The 23,075-nt window shown below is 44.3% G+C and carries 20 protein-coding genes; 7 read left to right on the top strand and 13 right to left on the bottom strand.

The window, feature by feature from the left end; all coding sequences use genetic code 11:
- Positions 1 to 39 precede the first annotated feature (39 nt).
- Positions 40 to 516, top strand: a complete 477-nt coding sequence (locus QUA34_RS17280) for a hypothetical protein (RefSeq protein ID WP_333329975.1) — start codon at positions 40 to 42, stop codon at positions 514 to 516.
- A 17-nt stretch (positions 517 to 533) separates the two neighbouring features.
- On the opposite strand, the gene QUA34_RS17275 is transcribed toward QUA34_RS17280, so the two are convergent.
- The gene (locus QUA34_RS17275) at positions 534 to 1,385 is read right to left on the bottom strand and encodes an alpha/beta hydrolase (protein ID WP_333388535.1); all 852 of its coding nucleotides are present in this window, start codon (positions 1,383 to 1,385) and stop codon (positions 534 to 536) included.
- Positions 1,386 to 1,501: 116 nt separating this feature from the next.
- Between QUA34_RS17275 and QUA34_RS17270 the strand changes: the two genes are divergently transcribed.
- Positions 1,502 to 1,687, top strand: coding sequence for a hypothetical protein (locus QUA34_RS17270; protein ID WP_333329969.1), 186 nt, complete (start codon positions 1,502 to 1,504; stop codon positions 1,685 to 1,687).
- 10 nt (positions 1,688 to 1,697) lie between these two features.
- Here the strand turns inward: QUA34_RS17270 and QUA34_RS17265 are convergent, their stop codons facing one another.
- The 3 genes from QUA34_RS17265 to petH form a co-directional block, all read right to left on the bottom strand.
- The gene (locus tag QUA34_RS17265) at positions 1,698 to 3,014 is read right to left on the bottom strand and encodes a homoserine dehydrogenase (RefSeq protein ID WP_333329966.1); all 1,317 of its coding nucleotides are present in this window, start codon (positions 3,012 to 3,014) and stop codon (positions 1,698 to 1,700) included.
- A gap of 136 nt (positions 3,015 to 3,150) precedes the next feature.
- Positions 3,151 to 3,906, bottom strand: coding sequence for a Uma2 family endonuclease (locus tag QUA34_RS17260; RefSeq protein WP_333375921.1), 756 nt, complete (start codon positions 3,904 to 3,906; stop codon positions 3,151 to 3,153).
- Between the two features lie 144 nt (positions 3,907 to 4,050).
- Positions 4,051 to 5,256 (bottom strand): ferredoxin--NADP reductase, encoded by a 1,206-nt coding sequence (gene petH, locus QUA34_RS17255; protein ID WP_333388532.1) that lies wholly within the window; start codon positions 5,254 to 5,256, stop codon positions 4,051 to 4,053.
- 589 nt (positions 5,257 to 5,845) lie between these two features.
- Here petH and QUA34_RS17250 point away from each other — a divergent pair.
- Positions 5,846 to 6,850 (top strand): phosphoribulokinase, encoded by a 1,005-nt coding sequence (locus QUA34_RS17250; RefSeq protein WP_333035850.1) that lies wholly within the window; start codon positions 5,846 to 5,848, stop codon positions 6,848 to 6,850.
- A gap of 91 nt (positions 6,851 to 6,941) precedes the next feature.
- Here the strand turns inward: QUA34_RS17250 and QUA34_RS17245 are convergent, their stop codons facing one another.
- The 4 genes from QUA34_RS17245 to QUA34_RS17230 all read right to left on the bottom strand — a co-directional run bounded on the left by QUA34_RS17245 (position 6,942) and on the right by QUA34_RS17230 (position 10,816).
- Positions 6,942 to 8,138, bottom strand: a complete 1,197-nt coding sequence (locus QUA34_RS17245) for a 5-methylcytosine restriction system specificity protein McrC (RefSeq protein ID WP_333388529.1) — start codon at positions 8,136 to 8,138, stop codon at positions 6,942 to 6,944.
- A gap of 44 nt (positions 8,139 to 8,182) precedes the next feature.
- A complete protein-coding gene (locus QUA34_RS17240; protein ID WP_333388527.1) occupies positions 8,183 to 9,838 on the bottom strand; it encodes an AAA family ATPase in 1,656 nt (551 codons plus the stop codon).
- A gap of 198 nt (positions 9,839 to 10,036) precedes the next feature.
- Positions 10,037 to 10,372, bottom strand: coding sequence for a PIN domain-containing protein (locus tag QUA34_RS17235; protein ID WP_333388524.1), 336 nt, complete (start codon positions 10,370 to 10,372; stop codon positions 10,037 to 10,039).
- A 66-nt stretch (positions 10,373 to 10,438) separates the two neighbouring features.
- Complete coding sequence (locus tag QUA34_RS17230; protein WP_333388521.1) at positions 10,439 to 10,816, bottom strand: hypothetical protein; 378 nt, start codon at positions 10,814 to 10,816, stop codon at positions 10,439 to 10,441.
- A 58-nt stretch (positions 10,817 to 10,874) separates the two neighbouring features.
- On the opposite strand from QUA34_RS17230, the gene QUA34_RS17225 reads away from it, so the two are divergent.
- Positions 10,875 to 12,527 (top strand): FAD-dependent oxidoreductase, encoded by a 1,653-nt coding sequence (locus QUA34_RS17225; RefSeq protein WP_333388518.1) that lies wholly within the window; start codon positions 10,875 to 10,877, stop codon positions 12,525 to 12,527.
- Between the two features lie 252 nt (positions 12,528 to 12,779).
- Here QUA34_RS17225 and QUA34_RS17220 read toward each other — a convergent pair whose 3' ends face one another.
- On the bottom strand, positions 12,780 to 13,142 hold the full coding sequence (locus QUA34_RS17220; protein ID WP_333068154.1) for a hypothetical protein: 363 nt from the start codon (positions 13,140 to 13,142) through the stop codon (positions 12,780 to 12,782).
- Between the two features lie 160 nt (positions 13,143 to 13,302).
- Between QUA34_RS17220 and QUA34_RS17215 the strand changes: the two genes are divergently transcribed.
- Together QUA34_RS17215 and QUA34_RS17210 are read left to right on the top strand one after the other, a co-directional pair.
- Positions 13,303 to 16,026 (top strand): valine--tRNA ligase, encoded by a 2,724-nt coding sequence (locus tag QUA34_RS17215; RefSeq protein WP_333388515.1) that lies wholly within the window; start codon positions 13,303 to 13,305, stop codon positions 16,024 to 16,026.
- Positions 16,027 to 16,351: 325 nt separating this feature from the next.
- Positions 16,352 to 16,849, top strand: a complete 498-nt coding sequence (locus QUA34_RS17210; protein WP_333329941.1) for a hypothetical protein — start codon at positions 16,352 to 16,354, stop codon at positions 16,847 to 16,849.
- Between the two features lie 282 nt (positions 16,850 to 17,131).
- On the opposite strand, the gene crtB is transcribed toward QUA34_RS17210, so the two are convergent.
- Together crtB and pds are read right to left on the bottom strand one after the other, a co-directional pair.
- Positions 17,132 to 18,061 carry a 15-cis-phytoene synthase CrtB gene (gene crtB / locus QUA34_RS17205; RefSeq protein ID WP_333083196.1) on the bottom strand — a complete coding sequence of 310 codons (930 nt, stop codon included), beginning with the start codon at positions 18,059 to 18,061 and terminating at the stop codon, positions 17,132 to 17,134.
- A 91-nt stretch (positions 18,062 to 18,152) separates the two neighbouring features.
- On the bottom strand, positions 18,153 to 19,526 hold the full coding sequence (pds, locus tag QUA34_RS17200) for a 15-cis-phytoene desaturase (protein WP_333154319.1): 1,374 nt from the start codon (positions 19,524 to 19,526) through the stop codon (positions 18,153 to 18,155).
- A 370-nt stretch (positions 19,527 to 19,896) separates the two neighbouring features.
- Between pds and QUA34_RS17195 the strand changes: the two genes are divergently transcribed.
- Complete coding sequence (locus QUA34_RS17195) at positions 19,897 to 20,535, top strand: restriction endonuclease subunit R (RefSeq protein WP_333388512.1); 639 nt, start codon at positions 19,897 to 19,899, stop codon at positions 20,533 to 20,535.
- 100 nt (positions 20,536 to 20,635) lie between these two features.
- On the opposite strand, the gene QUA34_RS17190 is transcribed toward QUA34_RS17195, so the two are convergent.
- Positions 20,636 to 21,265, bottom strand: a complete 630-nt coding sequence (locus tag QUA34_RS17190; RefSeq protein WP_333329935.1) for a TraX family protein — start codon at positions 21,263 to 21,265, stop codon at positions 20,636 to 20,638.
- Positions 21,266 to 21,736: 471 nt separating this feature from the next.
- Positions 21,737 to 23,044, bottom strand: a complete 1,308-nt coding sequence (locus QUA34_RS17185; RefSeq protein ID WP_333388509.1) for a hypothetical protein — start codon at positions 23,042 to 23,044, stop codon at positions 21,737 to 21,739.
- Between the last annotated feature and the right edge of the window lie 31 nt (positions 23,045 to 23,075).

Raw genomic sequence — 23,075 nt, 5'->3', positions numbered from 1 at the left:
TGTTAGGCTAAAAAAGTCATCTCTACCAGAGACTTTCCAATGCTGCAAACATTTTCGCGGACTTTAAATGTATCCCCTGACGCTTCAGAAGCGCTGCTTTCACTTCCATTAACCACCTTGCTGGATTCACCGGAATTCAATCAACTCTTGGAAAGCCTGGATACTGCTTTACTCAAAGAAACTTTGCCAACTGCTGGAACTGTTTTAGCTCAAAAGCTGCCGCCTTTTTACGACTGGTTGCAAACAGAACTCGGAATTAAAAACGTCCCTGAGAGTCCAGATCATACTACGAAATGGGTAGTCGGTTTTTTGAAGAATCAAGAAAGTTTAACTCGTTTAGTTGAACTGCACAAATCAATTCCCAGACAGGCATTAGAACGAGCGATCCCTCGTTTAGTTAGCGCCTTTGATGAAGTTCAACCCACCGCTGTAAAGCAAGAATGGGAAAAAGCGATCGCAGCACTTTGTCTGCTTCTGGCAGTCGCAGCGCGGGAAAACCAGCCATCTGCGGCCTGAAGCAATTCTGTATGAGTTTAAACAAAGCGCTTTTTTCGGAAAATTTGCAATTGAGTGCGATCGATCTGAACGACTACTGACCGCCGCTTGTTGAGGACGATCGCATTGTGTCTATTTAGCAAAAGCAACTGAGCCAATATTGCCACAATCGCGCGCCTTTTGAGAAACTTGCCTTCAAAACGCGCCATTCGGACGATCGCCTCCTCGATTTTATAACCACAGTTTTTGCCTTTCGGGGAAATCACAAAAATCGTTCCCGGTATGTAATCGCCTTCATTTGCCCAGAAAGCATACCTTTCACCTAAAGTAAAGTAGTGAAAAACATTGTTAGCCGTGGAAGTTTTAGCTAACTTTTCCGAAACGCCCAAAGAATTAAAAACTACAGTGGATCTAATATAATCCGGGTATTTTGCTGCTATTTGCTGAGCAACTTTGCCACCCAAACTTTCTCCGATGACATCCGGCGGATTTCCCCTGTAAAATTGCTGCTTTATCCAATCAATAGCACCCACAGTTTGCGCCGATTTTAACTGGCGTTCTAGTTTTGCCATAAATACATCGGGCGTATCTTCCAAAACGCGATCGAAAGGATACCAAGAACCGTAGCCGCGAATCACTAAAACAGGTGGATGATTGCCAGAAATGGGGACGCGACTTTCAGCATAAAAACCAGTGCGAGAGTCTTCAAACACTTTTGTTATGATATAATTTCCATCAATAACTTGCCCTTCCTGGTGCCGAATGTAAATTGAAGGATTATTGGGTTTAAAAGTATCGTGCAGTTGGGGTTTTGCAAACTTTTCGTAGAGAGAATCTAGCAAGTGCCTTCCCGTTTTGCGATCGACAAAATCGAATTCTGTTCCTTTCATTATCTGGTAGGGGCGGGTTTTACCAACAATATTTAATTACCACAAACAATCTACATAAACCCGCCCCCACACAACAGATAGCCCACATCAAATTTTACTTATATCAAAGGCGAACAATGTACATCGGGATTTATCGTTGGGCGAGGGCGGGTTTTAGAGATTGTCAATTATTGGCACATATTTTAGGTGAAACCCGCCCCTACCAAATCCGCAAAATGTATGTGGGGATTTATGGTGGGGCGAGGGCGGGTTTTATAGATTCTCAATTATTGGCAAATATTGTCCGTGAAACCCGCCCCTAGCAAATCACTTTTACAAAACTCGCAACGTGCTAGCAATACTATCGACTGCTTCCATCGCGCGAATTTCATCGAGTGCTTGTTGAAAATTACCTTCCCTAACATCGTGAGTCACGACGACAATTTCTGCTAAATCGCCGTGAATTCCCGTCTGCACAACTGATTCCAAACTAACTTTGTGGTTGCCGAAACAAGTGCCTAGTTTGCCAATTACCCCCGGAGTATCGTGCGTTAAAAAACGGGCATAAAAGCGAGTAACAAGTTCCTGCATCGGAGCAATTTTGCAGTAGTGTTGGTGACTGCAACTCAGCAAAGGATGAGGAATCGGAACAGTTTCGGTTTTCAGGATGGCCGCTACATTCATGATATCGGATACTACGGCGCTAGCTGTGGGGCCCGCACCGGCGCCGCGCCCGTACAGCATCAATTGCCCGATCGGCTCTCCTTCGACTAAAATTGCATTGTAAACCCCGTTAACACTAGCCAGCGGATGAGTTTTCGGCACAAAACTCGGATGCACTCGAATTGACAGCAGTTCGCTTTCTCCCTCAGCTTGCTTGCCATTGTAGTGAGAGGTTTCTTGAGCAATAGCCAACAATTTAATCACAAATCCCAGCTTGTCGGCGTAGTCAATATCCGCCGCACTAACTTTTCTGATACCTTCGCAGTGAACATCGGCTAATTTGATGCGTCCGCCAAAAGCTAGCGAGGCTAAAATAGCAATTTTATCGGCAGCATCTAATCCATCTACATCTGCTGTGGGGTCAGCTTCAGCATAACCTAATTGCTGAGCGTCGGCCAGGACTTCGGCAAAGTCTGCGCCTTCTGTTTGCATCCGCGTCAGGATGTAATTAGTTGTGCCGTTGACGATGCCGGTGACACTTTTAATGCGGTTTGCAACTAAGGATTGTTTGAGGGTTTGAATGACTGGAATGCCGCCGCCGACAGCAGCTTCTAGCATTACGTAAACGCCTTTTTTGTTGGCGGCCTCGAAGATTTCATTCCCGTAGCGGGCGATAACTGCTTTGTTGGCAGTGACGACGTGCTTGCCGCTGGCAATAGCTTGCAGAATGAGCGATCGCGCCGGTTCCAATCCGCCAATCAATTCTACTACAATATCAATTTCCGGGTCAGTTGCGATCGCTTCTAGGTCAGTTGTCAGCACATTTTCTGGCAATTGTAAAGACCGAGTTCGAGAAATATCGCGCACTCCCACCCGATAGATTTCCAATTCCTGCAACAGTGGATGGCGGCCATCTGGGGAGAGCAAAATCTCTGCTGTTCCCGCGCCAACTGTACCCAAACCTAACAAACCAATTTTGAAAGCCACGACTTTGACCCGTTGAAACTCACTTCATCTAGAATCATTGTATGATAACCGTGGCTTCACTGAATACCCAGAGACCCGACTTCTTAAAAAAGTCCGGGATCTACATGACTAATTAATCCAGATTTTACATGGCAATTTAAAGTTCTGTATCCATCTCTATCCCCATTTCTCGCAGCCGCTGCGCCAATCTTTCGGCCCGCTGCCTTTCGGCATTAACTTGCTGTTCTAGTTGCTCATTTTGCTGTTCTAGTTGCTCATTTTGCTGTCCTAGTTGCTGTAGCTGTGCTTGTTCTTCTCGAATTAAATCTTCAACTAGGGGCGGACATAGCACTTCATTAACCGATAAAATAAATTCAGCGAACTGTACAGACTGAACTTGCTGTCCCGGCAAAAATTCCTGATGAGAATAACTGCCTTCATTTTCCGGGCGACTGCATACTCGTATTTTCGGTTGATTTGGGTCTACAATCCAATATTCAGGGATATCAATTAAGTCATATTCTGCCCGTTTGCGAATGTAGTCGTCCCGCCAATTTTGACTGGTAACTTCGATAACTAACAGCGGTTTTTCTTCAAAATCTAGCACTGCGGAACCAGGTTGCGCGCAGACTTGTTCCCACAGACTCTGAGTGCAAATCACCACATCAGGAATGCGAGAAGAGTTTTCCTCAGTTCGGACTGCGGTGGTGACAATTGCAACTAGCGGGAGGTTGTGTGCTGCAAAGAAGCGCCGGAACTGATAAACTAAAAATTCACAAATTTTGATATGTATTGCTGTAGGTGTTGGCATTTCGATTAGATTGCCCCGATATAATTCATAACAAACACCTGATTCTCCCTGATAGTTCAGATATTCTTCAAAGGTGAGTTTTTGGGTAGAAGTTATAACCATGTCAGTTATCTCCCTTTTTCGGTGAGCTTACTGTATATTTTACACTTGTCTTGGGTGAACCAGCCCCTCAAGACTCAAAACTGCTTCAAAAATTGTAGGGCGAGCCAAGCCCACCCTACAAATCAGATTAAATCAGGTAACACATTAATAAGTTTCAACGTGCCAACGGTGCTCTTTCTTCAACTGTTTCTGATACGCAGCCCAGTCAACGCCGTACTTGCCAGCCGCGGCTGACATTCCCTCATCAATTCCGCCTTCCATACCCTTCAAACCGCAGATATAAGTGTGAGTATTTGGCTTTTGAACCAATTCCCACAATTGCTCAGCGTTCTCTTGAATCCGGTTTTGAATGTACATCTTGCCGCCGTCAGCATTCTTTTGCTCGCGGCTGATGGCATAAGTCAAGCGGAAATTATCGGGGAACTCGCGCTGCAATTGCTCCAACTCTTCCTTATAGAGAATGTTGGGAGTGTAAGCAACTCCTAAGAACAGCCAAGCTAAACCTTTGAATTTGTAATCGGGATTGTTTTCTTTAAACATCCGCCACAAATAAGCCCGGAAAGGAGCAATACCTGTACCGGTACCCATCATAATAATGGTGGCTTCTTCGTCGTCGGGCAAGAGCATTTCCTTGCCTACGGGGCCGGTGATTTTGACATCATCTCCAGGTTGCAAACCGGTGAGAAAAGTTGAACAAACGCCGAACACTTGTTCGCCAGTTTCCGGGCTTTTGTACTCTAGGCGGCGGACGCACAGAGAGACTGTTTTGTCGTCGAGGTGGTCGCCGTGACGGGTGGAGGCGATCGAATAAAGCCGAATTTTGTGAGGTTTGCCGTTTTTATCCGTCCCATCGGGAATAATCCCGATACTTTGACCTTCGAGATAGTGCAAATTGCCTCCAGAAATGTCAAAAGTGACGTGGCGGACTGTGCCTTCGCCACCTTCTCTGACTAATTCTTCTGTAGAAATGCACTTACCAATATAGGGATTGGCCGGTTTGTAGAGGTTAACAGGAACCTGAACTTTTTCCTTGGCTTGAGTCATGGGCTTAGTTTTTTCTCCAGATTTCTGACTCTGTAGCCCTGCTTCTGGTGCGACTTTGCCATTTGTTTCGGGAGCGCTGTTTGAGGGGCGGATGCTGATAATTTTGCCACCCATCCGAGCAATCCGGCGCATTTCCTGATTCATGCGCTCGTAGGGCACGGAGATAAATACGCTGCCGCTACGGCGAATCGGGTTACTTAGTTGGTCAGTTGCTTGGCTCTGACGCATACCCTCCACTTCGTAAACAAAGATGCGGCTGCCTGATTCTGAGTTGGCCGCCACACCAGATATGCTTGGGCTGTACATTTGTTGCTTGTCCTTCACGATACAGAGTTATAAAGAAAGAGAATGTGACGTTAGACTCAATTTACTTTTTTCTTAAGGCCATCGGGACTAATTGGCCGCGCCAATTTCTGGGCCTCGCCACGTCGGCAGGAGTGTTGAAGTTGCGATCGCTCGCGTTATCAAATCCCTACTAGCCGAACGCCGCGCTCACCGAGCCAGCTTTGCGTTCGGCTGTTGACCTATAGCTATTGTTGTCTGCGTACTGCCAATATTTTACCCGATCGGGGGATCTGCCCCGATAAGTCCTTGTGATTTGGGGAGCGCCCCACCAGATCAAGGAAGATTCGAGCAGTTTAATGAGGCTGAGCTTGTAGGGGGCCGACGCATTCTGGTAAGATTAACCGCTAAAGTTAGTATTAATTACTTGCCTTGAAGATTGCTTGGGTCTTCCCGGGCAGGCAGTCAACTCACTGCTGTATGCTGGTGAGAACTTGATCCTCTCGGGGTAGCAAAGCAGCACAAAGCCTGCTTGTGGCTACCTGCGGGCTGAAATTTTGTGGAATCTAGACTTGAGTTAGTTAGTAAACAGTGATTTTGTTAGAGGGAAACTATGACCAGTAAGCCGGATCGCGTGGTTTTAATTGGCGTTGCCGGAGATTCCGGATGCGGGAAATCTACTTTTTTACGCCGATTGACAGATTTGTTCGGGGAAGATTTCGTTACTGTAATCTGCCTCGACGACTATCATTGTCTCGATCGCAAGCAGCGCAAGGAAACAGGGATTACAGCCCTTGACCCCAGAGCGAACAATTTTGACCTGATGGCAGAGCAAATGAAGGCTCTCAAAGAAGGTCATGCGATCGACAAGCCGATTTACAACCACGAAACCGGTCTGCTCGACCCTCCTGAGCGGGTAGAGCCGAATCATGTGATTGTGATTGAGGGGCTGCATCCCCTGTACGACGAGCGAGTTCGATCGCTCCTCGACTTCAGCGTCTACCTCGACATCAGCGACGAGGTAAAAATTGCTTGGAAAATCCAGCGCGACATGGCGGAACGGGGCCACCGTTACGAAGACGTGCTGTTTGCGATCAATGCTCGCAAACCGGATTTTACCGCCTACATCGACCCGCAAAAGCAATATGCTGATGTGGTAATTCAAGTGTTGCCGACCAACTTGATCAAAGATGACAAAGAGCGGAAGGTTCTGCGCGTGCAGATGATCCAGCGCGAAGGCATCGCCAATTTTGAGCCTGCGTATTTGTTTGACGAAGGTTCAACAATTAACTGGGTTCCTTGCGGCCGCAAGCTGACTTGTTCCTATCCCGGAATTAAGATGTACTACGGGCCTGATGCTTTCTACGGTCACGAAGTCTCGATTTTAGAAGTAGATGGTCAATTCGAGAATCTCGAAGAAGTTATTTACATCGAAAGCCATTTGAGCAAGACTTCTGCGAAGTATGAAGGCGAGTTAACTCACCTGTTGCTTCAGCACCGCGAGTATCCTGGTTCTAACAATGGAACTGGTTTGTTCCAAGTGTTAGTCGGATTGAAGATGCGGGCGACTTACGAGAAGTTGACTGCAAAAGAAGCGAAAGTGGCTGTTAGTGTTTAGAACACAGACATGAAAGATTTGGGAGGCGCAATTGCGCCTCTTTTTTTGGGGATAAATGAACCGCAGAGGGCGCAGAGGACGCAGAGTAGAGTTAGGGGAAGGCGTTGGGAAGTAGAGAGTTTAAGAAGGTTTTTCCCGCTTCATGGAGGTCGCTATCTAGGGAAAAAGTTAGACTGCGAACTCGAATATCGTCATTTTTTATATCTAGTGGCTGTTTGAGGTTTTGCGGGTAGACAAGAATTGCATTTTGGCAATTTAACGCATTTGCGTAAGCAACTATTTGATGACGGTCATTACTGCCTACTTTATCGGGAGCTTTGTATTTTGTATCGAGGACGTATTGGACTTTTTTTGTTTCACTATCGCCTAGGAGTAAGTCAATGCGATCGAAATAGTTTTCGTCATGGGTGACTCGGTGTTGTTGTTTGACAAAAAAGCCTTTTGGTGAATTTGCTTTGAGCCATTCAGCGACAAATTGTTCATATAAATTAGCCATATCAATTAGAAAAGGGAGCATTTCGCGATCGCCACTTTCGTGACTCGGCCCTGTGTTATCTAAAAAGAATCGACATAAGGCGTGTAAAAGTTGATAATCTTGATTCAAACGGTGATAATTTCTATCAATACAAGCTTCTGATTTAAAATGTTTTAATGTAACAAATCCTTGGAGTGCGTGAAAGGCTTTTCGCACAGTGGATGAAACAGATTCACGGCACAAACCGCTGCGGCCAATGATGAAAAGTGTCCAAGCGAGAATTTGATTATCTTCGATGTCGCCTGTTTGTTCGTTGTAGTGGCATTTTAGTTTAACATCCCAAGGTTTTTGCAGGGCTGACCGCAAATCGACGCGGCCGCGAATGTAGGCGAGTCTTTCTGTTTTGGATAAGTAATCGCGATATAATCCTTTGCGACAGCGTTCGAGAATTTTGTGGGCAAGAATGTTAGCTAATCGTTCATAGACTTGTTCTAAAGATTCGCACTCAATCTGTCCCTTCGGAAAATTGATATTAAGTTTGTAGGCATAGTCAAGCATTCCGAATAAGTTTGTTATCGGAACTTTTGGGCGGATAAAAATGTTAAATTCTGGAGTAATTGGAATATTACCAACTCTGCCTTTAGATTTTAATTCCCATTTATATTTAGTTTTAGGGTTGGGAAATTCTATATCTATCTCCTTGGCATAATTCTGGTATATTTTTTGTCCTACTGATTCCGGGATAAAATCTCGTTCAAAGCTTTCGGATTTATATTCTGTGAGTTCGATCATTTGGGGCGATTCTGGTTTCATAGATGCTGTAACGCCGTGTTTTCGGTAATAATGGTAGCGTTAGATTATGAATTGCTTAATTTGTCTTTAAATTTATCCCAGAGAAATTCATCCATTTTTTCCTGCTGATCAAAGAAATATTCTTCGAGGTATGGCTCTATTTCCATTTGCCAAATATCTTGGATATCTTCAGCTAAAGTTTTTGTCAAAAAGAAGGATATGCCTAGTTGATAGTGTTTGTTGTTAATTGCGCGATTGACATCTTCTAGGATGCTAGTTAATTTATCAACAGGAAAACCTGTTTGCTCTCTATCATGGTAATTTTGTAGCAGTTCATAGTTAGGAGAAAGAGAGATGAATGCGAAGCGGCGGCGGAGTGCGTTATCGACTAAGGCAATAGAACGGTCTGCTGTGTTCATTGTACCGATAATGCGGACATTTGTAGGGATTCTAAATAGTTTACCGCTGGCTAGTGTAATAAAGCGTTTTGTGTCTTGTCGGTCATCTAGGAGATACATTAATTCGCCAAAGACTTGAGAGAGATTTGCACGGTTAATTTCATCAATAATGAGAACGCAAGTGTCTTCACAGGCTTCGGCTTTTTCGCAGAATTCTAGGAATCTACCGGGAACTATTGAGTAGGTTAATTGTCCGTTTTGAGTTATGGGGCGGAGGCCTTCGATAAAGTCTTCGTAGGTGTAGGCGGGATGAAATTGGATAATGTCTGAGAAACCGTCACCGCCGCCGATTAAGTGTTTGGCTAGTTTTTCGGCTATAAAGGTTTTTCCGGTTCCGGGTGGGCCTTGGATGATGGTTTGGCCTTTGCGGTTAATGGCGTGTATCCATTGGGTTAGTTGCGTTATTTTAAAAGCAGTAATTTCTGAAATTTCTTCTAGTTGATACACTGGGTTAAATTCCTTTCCATAGACTGAACAATATTGAATGATAGCTAGAGGTGAATCATTCTCCTTCAGCAGAGTGGAACACAAAAAAAATAATGGAAATACTTTTTTAAAGGTGTGTGATATTATGTGAATTAACTGTTTTGCAGAATATCCTAATACTTCTTCTGCTCCAAGCGATCTAGCAACCTGAATATTAGTAATTTTATTTTTGTTATTAAATTCTGCTGGTCCTTCGCTAGCTACATCAATAATACTTTCTAATAATTCATAAATACATTTTTGAGGTTTTATTATTCTCCTACGATATTGCACAGTGGAAGTAGAACGAATTATTTGCTTAGTTAAATAGCAATGATATTGATTGGGAAGGTTATAACGTTTGAGGCTACCGATTGCCAATGGGTCATTTCTATAATAGATTTCATAATTCTGTATCATAGGATATATATTGTTAAATTCTGCACAGAAACCAAAAGTTAAATTTTGGTTGTCAAATCTTAGCATTAAGTAAGCATTCTCTCTCTCATTTATATCTTCATAACCCAAAGATATACTGTAAGCTATTGATGGTAAACCTTCTGTTTCAACTAGGGAGCCAAGTTTCTCCCACTTGAAATTTATATATTTTTTGATAAAATTAGGCAACAGATCTTCCACCTGACTGAAAATATACTTCAATGGCTCTTCTACATATTTTAAGAAATCTCTTTTGTGTGCCATGTAAAAATCTGAGCTGGGGTTTTCATAAAATTCGGTCAATAGGTTAAATGTGTTTACTGAAAAAGGACATTCAGGATGTACAAAAACTTTTTCCATTTTTTCTGTATGTTTAAGGTGACTCAATTGTTGTTCTTAAATTATTGTAACCCATCGCCCTTCCCGACACCAGATATCTGAGATGCGATCGCACCCACCATCCTTACCCACATCAATAGCCTTCCTCAACCAGTAACACTGGCAAAACCGCTAACAACACTTCCCGGAAAATTTAGACTTGCGCCGAGTGACTCAGATTTACCAAATTGTGTCTATACTAGATAATTGAATCCGGCGATCGCGACTAATAACGGGTACATTAAGATACAAAGCAGTAGCAGCAATAATGCGATCGGGCAAATCGGGAATTTGCGATCGGTCAACTTGCCTTAAAGTCAAAGCTATATTGCGATCGAAAGGAATTTCAACCAATAAGGCATCATCGCTCTCAACTACTCTCAATAATAGATCGAGAGTAGTTGAATTAATCCGCCCTCTCTCGCTCAGATAGACAATTTCTGCTAATGTAATTGATGAAAAAGCCACCTGATTTCCTTCGGCAGCTATCTGTTCTATTGTCGTTCTAGCAGTCACCGAAAGTCGCTTTCTCGGCAAATATATACCAGATCACAGCATGAGTATCAGCTACAGCACGCAGTATTAGAAATCCTCCCTTGGGAAATTCGCCCATTCTTCGCTGCGAGCTTCATCTATATCAGCGGCAGAAGGTGCAATTCCCAAGTCAGCACATAAACCCCACAACGATTTGCGGGGAGCCGGTCGAACAACTAATTCTCGTTCTATTTCAGGAACTATCCACTTAATCAATCGTAACTTTTCGGCTAGAGACAAGTGCTTGACCAGATTTAAAACCGCCTCAAAAGTCATGTTTTTTATGTTTAAATTGGTAATTGATGTAATTGTAGCATTTTGGCGGCCAAGGACAGCATCACCAGGTTTGGGTGGAGAAGATTCGTTTACCACGGTTCCCGGAAAATTTAAACTTGTGTCGAAACTATCTAAACGTGCTATATTCAACTCCGTAAACCCTGAACTGCCCTTTCAGGTATTGCAAATTTATAAACGAGTCAAGTGAATGCTGTCTACTTTCAAGAAATTAGCTTCAATTGCAATCATCTTTGCCGGCCTAGAACTTTTACTTAATTATCCGACTTTCAGAGAAATAGAAAATTATATCGCAAATAGAAACCCAGCAAGTGCCACCTTAGACAATGAAACTCTTCACCAAAAATCCAGCAGCCCGCCTCCCGTAGCTCGCAAAAAATCACCGGAGCAAACGTTCGATGTAGTAGTATATGGTGATGAAGTACCGGGGATATGTGCGGCGATATGGGCGAAGAAAACTTTAGGCGCAAAGGGCAAAGTTGCGATCGTGCGATCGAACTACGGAAGAGATCCTTTGGGCGGCTTACTCACCCGCGGCGGTTTAGCTTACATCGATTTAGATAAAATCCCCGGTTGGTATCGCCAACCCTACGCCCAATGTTTTAAGGAATTCTTAGATAAAGCGGATGCGCCCGAATCTTGCTTAGATCCAAAAAGGGCAGATCAAGCTCTCAGGCAAATGCTTTCAGCAGCCAAAGTCAGAGTTATTTCCAACTCAACTCTTACTCCCCACGTCGTAGATAAAAAAATCGAATATGCCGAAGTAAAAGGCAGCACCTTAAGAATTAAAGCCAACTCTTTTATTGACGTAACTCAAGACGCGGAATTAGCCAGAAAAGCCGGATTATCTTATTATACAGGATATCAATCTCAGAATATAAAATCCAAAAATGAAACTTTAGCAGTCTCTGTAGTTCCGAGAATTACAGGTATAACGATGTCCGAATTCCGCCGAATAGAAGATGACATTCTCTACAATCGGCCTTTGGTAAAAAAGATTAAAGAAAGCATTACAAAATCTAAAGATCCGGCTAGTACAAAATTCTGGATGAGGAATTTCTGGAGTACGATTTATCAGCCATATACAGACGGCTACGACATCAGAAGCGTAGCTATAGGTGCTGCGTATCACATAGACAGAAATCTGCCCTTTAGTCAAAATAAAGGATTCTTTTTTGATAAAGGCAATGTCTGCGTTTATAACAAAAATGTGCTTTCCTGGAACGGGTTTCTGTTTAAATACCAAGTTGACCAAATCATGAAGATGGAAGCTAACGGTAGAAAACCGACTCCTGAAATGATTAAAGAAATGTCACATCTCCAATACTGGCTACAAAAGAAGTCTGGTAAAGACGTGAGAGTATTTCTTCCAGACGAGATTTATATCAGGCAAAGTTTGAACGTTCGCGATGTGGTAGATCCGTTGACGGGGAAGGAGATTATCAAAGGAGGAACAGTACCCGGAAAGTCGATCGGCAGTTTTTCCTACGATTTCGATATGCGGGGCGGAGTCAAGAATTTATCTGCGAGAATTCCGCCGCTGCCCGTGTATAATTTCGGCATAGAAAGCGCTTTGGCTAGCAAAGTCAAGAATTTAGCAATTGTCGGGCGATCGTCCGGTTATGTCGGTATGGCTGTATCCGTCGGGCGAATTGCGACGGTGAATATTTATCAAGGACAAGGTGTGGGCGTGGCGGCTGGCTTGGCTAGCAAGTTCGGCGTGCCGCTGAATTCGATTACTTCGGCTGAAACGAAAAAAACTCTGGAAACTTTAACGGGGAAAAAGACGTATTTTTCGGGGCGAGATACGAGTTATGGAGTGGATTATAAGGAGGTGAAGTAATCGAGGTATAGCAGTAGCCCGTGTTGCTATACGAGGTTAAACCCCGCCTACAAACTAGAAATTTTTGTTTGAGTTTGAGAACAAAAAACGCAATTTATGGAGTTTGATAACTGTTATTCATTGCGATTCTTAATTATTGCAATTTGTTTTACCAGTAGGACTAAGGCAAAAAAAAATCGGTTTGTCTGCAAAATCGTGGCTTTCTCCCAGAGAAGGCGGGTTGTGGATTAGGGATTTCTGTCAAATAAGATATTAAAAGGATTTTACCACTGAAGATGTCGAAACCTCTTCAATTCCTTCCCACATTTGAGCAACCGAAATGGTTTGCCCAGTCATGGCTTCGTGCCAAGCTTGCCGAAAATCTTGTAGAAGCGCTGCTTTAGATTGGCCCTCTCCGTCAATTTCTGAGGGTTCTGGAATACTAAAAGAATTAGCAGGAGGCATCTCTTGGATTTCTGCTGAGAAAACCTCTGGCAGATTATTTTGCGAAATGATTACTCCCTGACGTTGCTTTTGGCTTAGAAACTCTATAAAACTCGCAACTAATGCCAGATGTTCTGGAGAGAGTCGATCGAGCCATCGATCGATTTGATGTCGAAGTGCTGCTACATTCATAATGCCATCAAACCTTTTAATTTTACCTTCATTTTAACGTAAACTCGCCCCGCGTTGAATATCGCTCTTCCCTCTGCCTCTGACGCGGATGTGGTTCAAACCTCTTCTCTTCCCCCCGCTGTGGCACAATCTTATATATAAAACCTGCACCCTCTCGCCAATGACCGCAAACCTACCCCCGCAATACGACCCCCAAGCCACCGAAGCCAAATGGCAAAAATACTGGGAAGATCATCAAACCTTCAAAGCTGACCCAGAAGCCGGCGGCGAACCTTACTGCGTCGTCATCCCGCCGCCCAACGTCACCGGCAGTCTCCACATGGGACACGCTTTTGAAGAGACGCTGATTGATGTCCTCGTCCGCTATCACCGCATGACTGGACGCAATACCCTGTGGTTGCCGGGAACGGATCATGCTAGCATCGCAGTTCAAACTATTCTCGAAAAGCAACTCAAAGCAGAAGGCAAAACTCGCCACGATTTAGGCCGAGAAAAATTCTTGGAACGGGCCTGGGAGTGGAAAGCAGAATCGGGCAATACTATTACTAATCAATTACGCAGTTTGGGCGTGTCTGTTGATTGGTCGCGTGAACGCTTTACGATGGATGAAGGCTTATCCGCTGCGGTTTTAGAAGCGTTTGTCCGCCTGTACGATGAGGGGCTGATTTATCGCGGCAATTACTTGGTGAATTGGTGTCCGGCTAGTCAGTCTGCTGTGTCGGATTTGGAAGTTGATCAGCAGGAAGTTGAGGGCCATTTGTGGCATTTCCGCTATCCTTTGACGGATGGTTCTGGTTATTTGGAGGTGGCGACGACTCGGCCGGAAACGATGCTGGGTGATACTGGGGTGGCTGTGAATCCACAGGACGATCGCTACAAGCATCTTATCGGTAAAACTGTCACTTTGCCGATCGTCAATCGCGAAATTCCAATCATTGCTGATGAGTTTGTCGATCCGACTTTTGGAACTGGTTGTGTCAAGGTGACTCCCGCCCACGACCCGAATGACTTCGAGATGGGTAAACGTCACAATTTGCCGTTTATTAACATCATGAATAAGGACGGCACTTTAAATGAAAATGCCGGAGAGTTCCAAGGACAAGACCGATTTGTTGCCCGGAAAAATGTGGTAAAGCGGTTAGAAACTGACGGGGTTTTAGTTAAAATAGAAGATTATAAGCATACAGTTCCCTACAGCGAACGTGGCAAAGTCCCGGTCGAACCTTTGATATCTACTCAATGGTTTGTGAAGATAGATCCTCTTTCTCAACGCGCTTTAGAAGCATTAGACCAAAATAACTCACCAGTCTTTGTTCCTGAAAGATGGACAAAGGTTTATCGCGATTGGTTGGTGAAGCTAAAGGATTGGTGTATCTCCAGACAATTGTGGTGGGGACACCAAATCCCGGCGTGGTATGCTGTTAGCGAAACCCAAGGAGAAATTACTGATACAACACCTTTTATAGTTGCGAAAACTGAAGCGGAAGCTAAGGAAAAAGCTACGGCTAAATTTGGTAATGACGTGCAGCTAGCAAGAGATCCAGACGTATTGGATACTTGGTTTTCGTCCGGTTTGTGGCCTTTCTCAACTTTGGGATGGCCGGACGAAACTAAAGATTTGGAGTTTTACTATCCGACAACTACTTTGGTAACAGGTTTTGATATCATCTTTTTCTGGGTGGCTAGAATGACGATGATGGCAGGACATTTTACTGAAAAGATGCCTTTTGATACTGTTTACATTCACGGTTTGGTGTTGGATGAAAACGGTCAGAAAATGTCTAAAAGTAAAAACAACGGTATCGACCCGCTGCTGTTGATTGGTAAATACGGTACTGATGCTTTGCGCTACACTTTGGTTAAGGAAGTGGTTGGGGCAGGTCAAAATATTCGCATGGAGTACGATCGCAAAACTGATGAATCGAAATCAGTGGAAGCTTCGCGGAACTTCACGAATAAGTTGTGGAATGCGGCCAGGTTTGTGATGATGAATTTGGAGGGACAGACTCCGCAGCAGTTGGGAAGTCCTTCTGTGGAAGCTGGTTTGGAATTGTGCGATCGCTGGATTCTTTCTCGCTATTATCAAGTTGTGCAACAAAGCCGTAATTGTTTGGAAAATTACGGTTTGGGGGAAGCGGCGAAGGGACTTTATGAGTTTATTTGGGGCGATTTCTGTGACTGGTATATTGAGTTAGTCAAGTCTCGCTTGCAACAGGATGCTGAACCAAATTCTAAGAAAGTGGCACAGCAAACTTTTGCTTTGGTGTTGGAAGGGATTCTGAAACTACTACATCCTTTTATGCCGCACATTACTGAGGAAATTTGGCACACTCTGACTCAAACAGGTGATGATCAATGTTTGGCTTTGCAAGCTTATCCTGAAGCAAACGCATCACTCATTGATGCTGATTTGGAACAGCAGTTTGAGTTGTTGTTCGGTACAATTCGCACTATTCGCAATTTGCGGGCTGATTCTGATATCAAACCCAGTGTGAAGGTGACGGCGATTTTGCAAAGCGAAAACGAGAAAGAACGCCAAATAATCTCAGATGGAGGCGTTTACATTCAGGATTTGGCAAAAGTCGAAAATCTGACTGTAACTGCTAGTTTGGATACAGATTTGGGCCAGACAATTGCTGGGGTTGTCGGTACTGTGCAAGTATTGATTCCTCTGGCTGGGGTGGTCGATTTGGCGGCTTTGCGTGCTAAATTAGAAAAGAAGTTGAGCAAAGTGGAAGCTGAAATTAAGCATACTGCGGCGCGTTTGACTAATCAGAAGTTTGTGGATAAGGCTACTCCTGATGTTGTTCAGGGGGCGAGGGATGCTTTGGCGGAAGCCGAAAAACAAGCGGAGATTTTGCGCGATCGGCTAAAGTTGTTTTAATAGTTGACTGTTGACTGTTGACTGTTGACTGTTGACTGCTGACTGTTAACTGTTGACTGTTTTTAGTCAATTGGTAGGCGGCGTGAGGGCGAAAAATCTGGGAATCCCAAGGAAAATATTGACTCTCACGCACCACAGGCGCGATCGGCTAAAGTTGTTTTAAGAGTTGACTGTTGACTGTGGCCGGGGCGGGTTTACGAGATAGTTAGTTTCAGGCATAGATTGTTTGTAAAACCCGCCCCTACGATCTCGCAAATCCTACAACAAATAACTAATAACCAATAATTAATACCCAATTACCACTTACCAATTACTAATAACCCTCATGTTATATTTAGCCAAAGTACAAAATCAGGAAAATTTAGGCGAGATAAGTCTGCAATTGCTGGCTTGCCAAAATTCTGATGATACTTGGGCTATTCTTAGTGAAGAAAGTTTCTTGACATTACAGAAAGATTTTGCTCACAATCCAATTAACTCTGCAACTAATGTTTTAAATGCAGGGATTTTAGTATTAGCAAATGTTGACCAAAATAGCCAGGTTTTGGATATTCAAGCAGCTACAAACTGGGTACTACAATTAGTAGAGAAATATTTAACAACAGGTTTTACTCCCGATTTTTTGCAGCAAGAAGCCCAAAAAGTAGAAGATTGGAGGCAATCTCTCACTTTGCAGAGTCAAGAATTGTCTCGCCGCTTGATAGAAGTTGAAGCCCGCCGAGAACAAATTCAAAATTTAGAAGCAAAACTCCAGCAGGAAAAGCAATTGTTGGAAAGTTCGATCGCCCAATTGAAAATTTTACCCGCTACACCGCCACTTTGACCAAGAATTTCTTGATGGTACCCGCCACGTGATTTATCGGTGGAATCAATCCCAAATCGAAAATCGAAAATCCTCAAGCCCCCGCATTTATCCGTGGGGTCGCCTCTAAAATCTAAAATCTAAAATCTAAAATCGATTGACTCCAATTAACACACAACAGGTAGGGACACGGCACTGCCCTGTCCCCAAAAACCTAATATGCAATTTGCTGGACATCATATAATTTGTAACTTGACAAATACCCCTTACCCGTTGCCGAATCGCCAGCAAAATTGCCTGCGGTTAAAGCACTTTTGACTTCATCCAAGCGGCGGGGAGACACAGCAGTTTCTGAGAATTGGTAACATAAGCCCGCTTCTGAAACACATCATATTGATTGCGTTCGATCGCATTTAAGATCCTGCTGTACAGCATTGTAGCCGCCCAAACTGTCCAGCGGATATCGGGACTGAGCACTTTAATTCCCGGTTCGGCGCTGGCGTATAATTTGCGAGCTCGCTGAATTTGAAACCGCATCAATTCCCGCCAGCGGTTGTCAATTACACCATTGAATAAATCTTCTTCGGTGTAGTTAAACAAGGCTAAGTCTTCTAAGGGAATGTAAATACGGCCGCGGCGGGCGTCTTCTCCGACATCGCGCAGAATATTAGTCAACTGCTTGGCAATACCGAGGGAGATGGCTTCTTCTTTGGGAATTTTATTGCCCCAGTGCCAATTCCAGTTAGCAGCCGGATTCGACTCGTCCACACCCATGACAGACATCGACATCAGTCCGACAGTACCCGCTACTCGATAACAGTAAAGATTGAGCTCTTCAAAAGTTTCGTAGCGGCTGCGGTACAAGTCCATTTGCTGGCCCGCAATCATCTCTCGAAACGGCCCAATGTCGATCGGGAAACGAGACAGCGTATCCACCAAAGCTACGTCGTAGTCGTCGTGAGGATGGCCGGCAAACACAGATTCTAGGCGTTTTTCCCACAGATTGAGGGTTTCAGGGGTCGTTGCATCAGAACCCGGCCCGTCTACGAGTTCGTCGGTGCGGCGGCACCAGACATAAATCGCCCAAATCGCCCGACGCTTGGCTTCGGGCATGAGTTGAGTGCCTAAATAAAAATTTTTGGCATAACTCGCCGTGACTTGGCGGCACAGTTCGTAGGAGTCATCAACAGAGGCCAGAGTTCTCATGCACTGGAGTTTTGACAGTTGCAGCATCCGAGAATAAGAAATTTAAAGATTAGAACTGATTTTCCCCCGTTTAGAAAACGGGAGATTTTTTACGTCTTTATGAAAAATTCTTAATTTTTCATTGGTTATTGGCCGTTGAAATAGCCTGCGCTGTCAGCTTACCAGAAAGCACGGCACCTTCCATACTCGCAAGATAACGCTGCATCGTATAATCCCCCGTTAGATAGAAATTGCTAATGGGAGTTGTTTGTGTGGGACGGCACTGCTGGCGTCCGGGAGTGGCTTTGTAGACGGAACGTGGGGTTTTGACTACGTGATATTTGAGCAGTTTGGCGGGTTCTGGGATTTGATCGGGAAAGAGTTTTTCTAACTCGACCATTGTGGCTGCGACGATATCTTCGTCAGACTTGCCTATCCAGTCTTTTGCCGGTGCTAAAACCAGTTCCAGCATTGATTTGTCTGGGTTGGCATATTCGCGGCAGGTGTTGCTCATGTCGGCGTAGACGCTCAGCAGGGGCGATCGCGAGAACAGCAAATGGTCGATATCAGTTAATTTGCGATCGAACCACAAGTGTACATTAATGACGGGTACTCCCTCCAAGCCTTCGAGCTGTTTGAAATAATCCATTTCGCCCCAAGGTTTCGGCATCATCAACTTCAGCGGGTCAACCGGCATCGCGGAAACGTAAATATCGGCCGTCAGAATTTCTGACTCTGCCCCTTTTACGCCCCGAATCTGGAAGCCGCGCACCGTGTTGTCATCGTTGAGCAAAAACTCGCCGATGGGTGCATTCAGCCGTACTTCACCGCCGCGCTCAGTTATGTAGTCTACCATCGGCTGACACAACCTCTCTGTGGGGGAACCGTCTAAAAAGGCCATTTTCGAGCCGTTTTTCTCTTGCAAGAAGCGGTTGAGGGCTGTCAGCAGTATGGTTGCAGATATTTCGTGGGGGTCAATGAAGTTGAGCGCCTTGGACATGGCGATGAATACTTCTTTTTCGACTCTGGGGGGGACGTTTTGCTTTTTCAGCCAGTCGGAAAACGAGTATTTGTCCATTGCTTCGACATAGTTTTGACCCTGAAGCATCGCCGGAATCAAACCTATACCGAAGCGGATTTTTTCGGGCCAGGTGAGCATATCGTTGTTGCTCAAGATGGCTGCGACGCCGTTGAAGGGGGCCGGAAGGTCGGGAAAGTCAAAGCGGGAATAGGTTCCGGGGGTTTCCGGCTGATTGAAAATCATCGAGTGTTCTTTCCATTGCAGCCGGTCTTCAATGTCAAGTTCTTTGAAGAGTTGGAGCATATTCGGGTATGCACCGAAGAAGATGTGGAGGCCGGTTTCGTACCAGTCGCCATCTGCATCTTTCCAGGCGGCTACTTTGCCGCCGAGTACGTCCCGACTTTCTAGGAGGATGGGGGTGTGGCCCGCGTCGGTAAGATATTTAGCGCAGGAAAGTCCTGCTAAGCCTGCTCCGGCGATCGCAACTCGCATTTGATACTACTTGGCCTCTGTGTTCGCTTCGGTTTAATTATACTTTACAACTCGTTACATTTTTTTGGGAAATGGGGAAGGTGGATGCGGCGAGCCCTCTCTCAGTCCCACAGTCCGCCAGGGAATGAATTCCCTGTCTCATAGCGCAAGTCCTCTGAAAGAGGACTGAAGAATACATTAGTCCTCTTTCAGAGGACTTTTGCTTTGAGGCAGGGGTTTAAACCCTTGCCGGACTTGCCGGAATGCGGACTTGCCGGACTTGCCGGAATGCGGGTTTGACCTTAAGTGTCCTAGTAAACGGAATTAACGGAAATTTAGCAATTATTGCTATCATAAATCAAGAGCAGATTTGGATGAATTGCTTAATTTTATGGTACAAACAATTCAAGCTAGAAATGTCGCGCTGAACGATTTGGAAACCAACTTCAAAATAGAGTGGGTTGAGGATGACCAATTCTTTCGCGAGTGGCAAGATGATTTGCCAGAAATCAGCGATTATGAAAAACAACGATTAGACCGAGTGAAAGCAAGTTACAGGAATTTGCTCAAACGTCCCCCACTTCTAGAAAATACAGTCAAAATGGTTGTGCTGTCTCCGTTTTTGGACTTAGCTGATTTTTATCTGGCTCCTTTTCATGTTACTTCCGAAAAATCTGTAGAAATTGTGGACGAAGATGAAGGAATGATTGTCAGTGGACAGTTGGATGTTTTGGCTTTGTTTCAGGAGTTGTGGGTAGTAGTTATTGAATCTAAGAAAGCGGCGTTTTCTTTGGAGGTAGGCATCCCGCAGTTACTAGCTTATATGTTAGCTAATCTGAATAGCGATCGACCTACTTACGGATTGTTAACGAATGGCTCTAGTTTTATGTTTGTCAAGTTAGTTAAGCGGGAAACACCGCAGTACGCTTTTTCTCGCTGGTTTTCTATGTTCAATCCGGGGAATGATTTGTACAGTGTGCTGAGTATTTTGAAGCGCCTCGGTCAATTGAATGTTGGCAATACAGTTTAGAAAGCGATCGCGCTCTTCTGGGGGCGATCGCTCAGAGACGCGGTTGTACTTCGCTTAAATAAAAAATCAACAATGAACTAATTAGAATCCGCAGTCTTATTTAGACAATTGTTCGCAGTGCCGCTAGCCCCCCAAGGTGTAGTGGGTAAAAATAATAGAAAAATCTTTTTTCTATAGCCGTGGGTTTTTTGTCTTTAGAGCTATCGTAGTATGCCAGAACTAGCGGTGTGAATAGGGCGAAAATTTGAATCCAGCTTTTGCAACTAATTGCATATGCGATATTTGCTATAGTCCAGCGGAACCACCAAAGGCGAGATCCTCCTCCTTTCCACCTAATCATCAATAGCGGGCAAGCCACTGCATACCAGCCGTAACTCACTCCTAAAATTTGAGCAGTTACTAGACCTGTGCTTAAAACTGCAATTTTGCGATCGAAGCGTCGGATGTAGCTCAAAGTTAGTGCTGCTACGGCAAAGCTAAACATGATGTTTAACTGTAAATTGCCAAAAAGTAACATATGAGGTATTTGAGAAAGTACCCCAAATAATATCAGTCGAGTAATTAGAGGATTTTTGTCCCCCGGTCGTTTCCAGTTTTGAGCAAATACCCAACTAAACAACGGAAAACTGAGGCGGCCGATGATACGCATGGGTTCTGCTTCAAGCATAAATCCGATGTGGTCTATTAGCATTAGAGCTGCGGCCAGCCACTTAATTTGATTTTGATTCATACAATTTATCCTCAAATTATGTTATAAAAACTTCGTTTATTGTACTAATTATTAAAGATTTGTTTAAATTTTTGATACAATACATATACAAAATTTTGCTTTCTTTGTATCTTTGATATGCTATAAGGTGCAGTTTTTGAACGTGTTTTTAAATGTCGATACTTCGTATTTAGTCTATTTCTTCTAAAAATATTATTGGTTTTAATTAAAATCCTCAGTACAATTAAATCGACTGTACTCATAATCTATCCTTAAAGCAACACCTAAATTAAAGAGATTTTTTTCTCTTTAATTTAGGTGTTTTAAAAAATATACGTACAAACACTGTTGTGTACTCCTTAAGGCAGATTTACATTAAATTTATTGATTCGGAGCAAATAATAATTGAGTTAATTTTACTGACATCGATCGCGACTACTCCACCGACGACGATGCCTCCGCCGCCTCCGATGATTGCTCCATCCAGAATTGCTACAGTGAAGAGGGAACAGGCGCTGGCGGTAATTTTTTATTCGGTGGTGCGGTAGAAGGAACAGGCGCTGGCGGTAATTTTTGGCTCGGTACAGGTGCGGTAGAGGGAACAGGCGCTGGCGGTAATTTTTGGCTGGGTACAGGTAAGGAAGTTGGTTGGGGTTGGGGTTGAGGCAAACCGGGAACACGGATATATTTCCAATTACCAGTAAACAAGAGGTACATAACACCCGCAAGGACGACACCGCTAACCACAGCAGCAGTAATCTTCCAAACACTGTAGGGACGCTCGCCTTGAACTTCAGCGGTGCGAGCATTAACCATTACTTGATATCGTTGGTTTTGATAACGATAGGCACACAGCCACACAGGTAGCAAAATATGCTTAAAAGTGATAGCATTGTAATCAGTAGAAATGCTGTGAACCCGCTGCTCGTCGCCACCAATATTCCTACAAACGTCGAAGTGAATAGTAGAGGCCATGACATTTTTAGCAGATTCAAATCCTTGAGTGAGAGAAACTTGCGACCGCTGTGCTTCAAACCCAGCTAAATAAGATGAATTGTAAGGGCGCAGCGACTCCTTGAGATGCCAAGGTTCTAACGCATCCAGACGCGGGCGATCGACTGAACTTGTAGCGGGAATCAGAATATCATCAAAAGAGCGATCGACTCTGCCAGAAGCAGGCCACCACCTAGTATGTTGCACTTCGCGAGTTTTAGTTTCAGTTTCGCCTTGGGAGTTTTTTTCTGTATAAGTTTCAGTCACATAGTAGTGCTCTCCGCGAGAACCTTGATAATAACTCACCGTATAAGTGTCGTAAGTCCAAAACGGCAAATAAACGCCTTGAATTTGCTCCTGTTGGGCTAGGGATTTCAAAGCAGAAGGAGCAAACCAGCGGTTGCTTAGCCACTTCTGAATGCTTTCTCTGGCCTGTTTATCAGTAACTTCAAAAGGAACAATTCCCTCTGGATGCACGCTAGGGCTAGCCTTTGCAGGTTGCGTCACAATTGGAGAAGCACAAAATGGACATTTACCCGCTACTTTCGGCGGTTCAAAAGTAACACTTGCTCCGCAATCATTGCATTTTACTTCAACGGCTGTTGTTGATAAAGTTGCCAGCGCCGTGCGATCGACTTGGAGATATTGTTCGTAAGAGTTCTCCTTTACCTCTTCAGCAGTTTGGGGAATTGCATCTTCCCAGCCGCAGTAAGCACACTTGAGCTTTCCTGCTTGGGGGTTGAACTCTAAATAAGCCCCGCAGCTAGGACAGGGAAAACGTTTAACAGCAGTTTCAGAAGTATTCATAATAGTTTATTGGTGATGTAATTGGTAATTG

Source organism: Microcoleus sp. POL10_C6 (assembly GCF_036701585.1).
Lineage (GTDB): Bacteria > Cyanobacteriota > Cyanobacteriia > Cyanobacteriales > Microcoleaceae > Microcoleus.
Note: the sequence above shows the minus strand (reverse complement) of the source record. Positions and strands in the feature narration are given on the sequence as shown.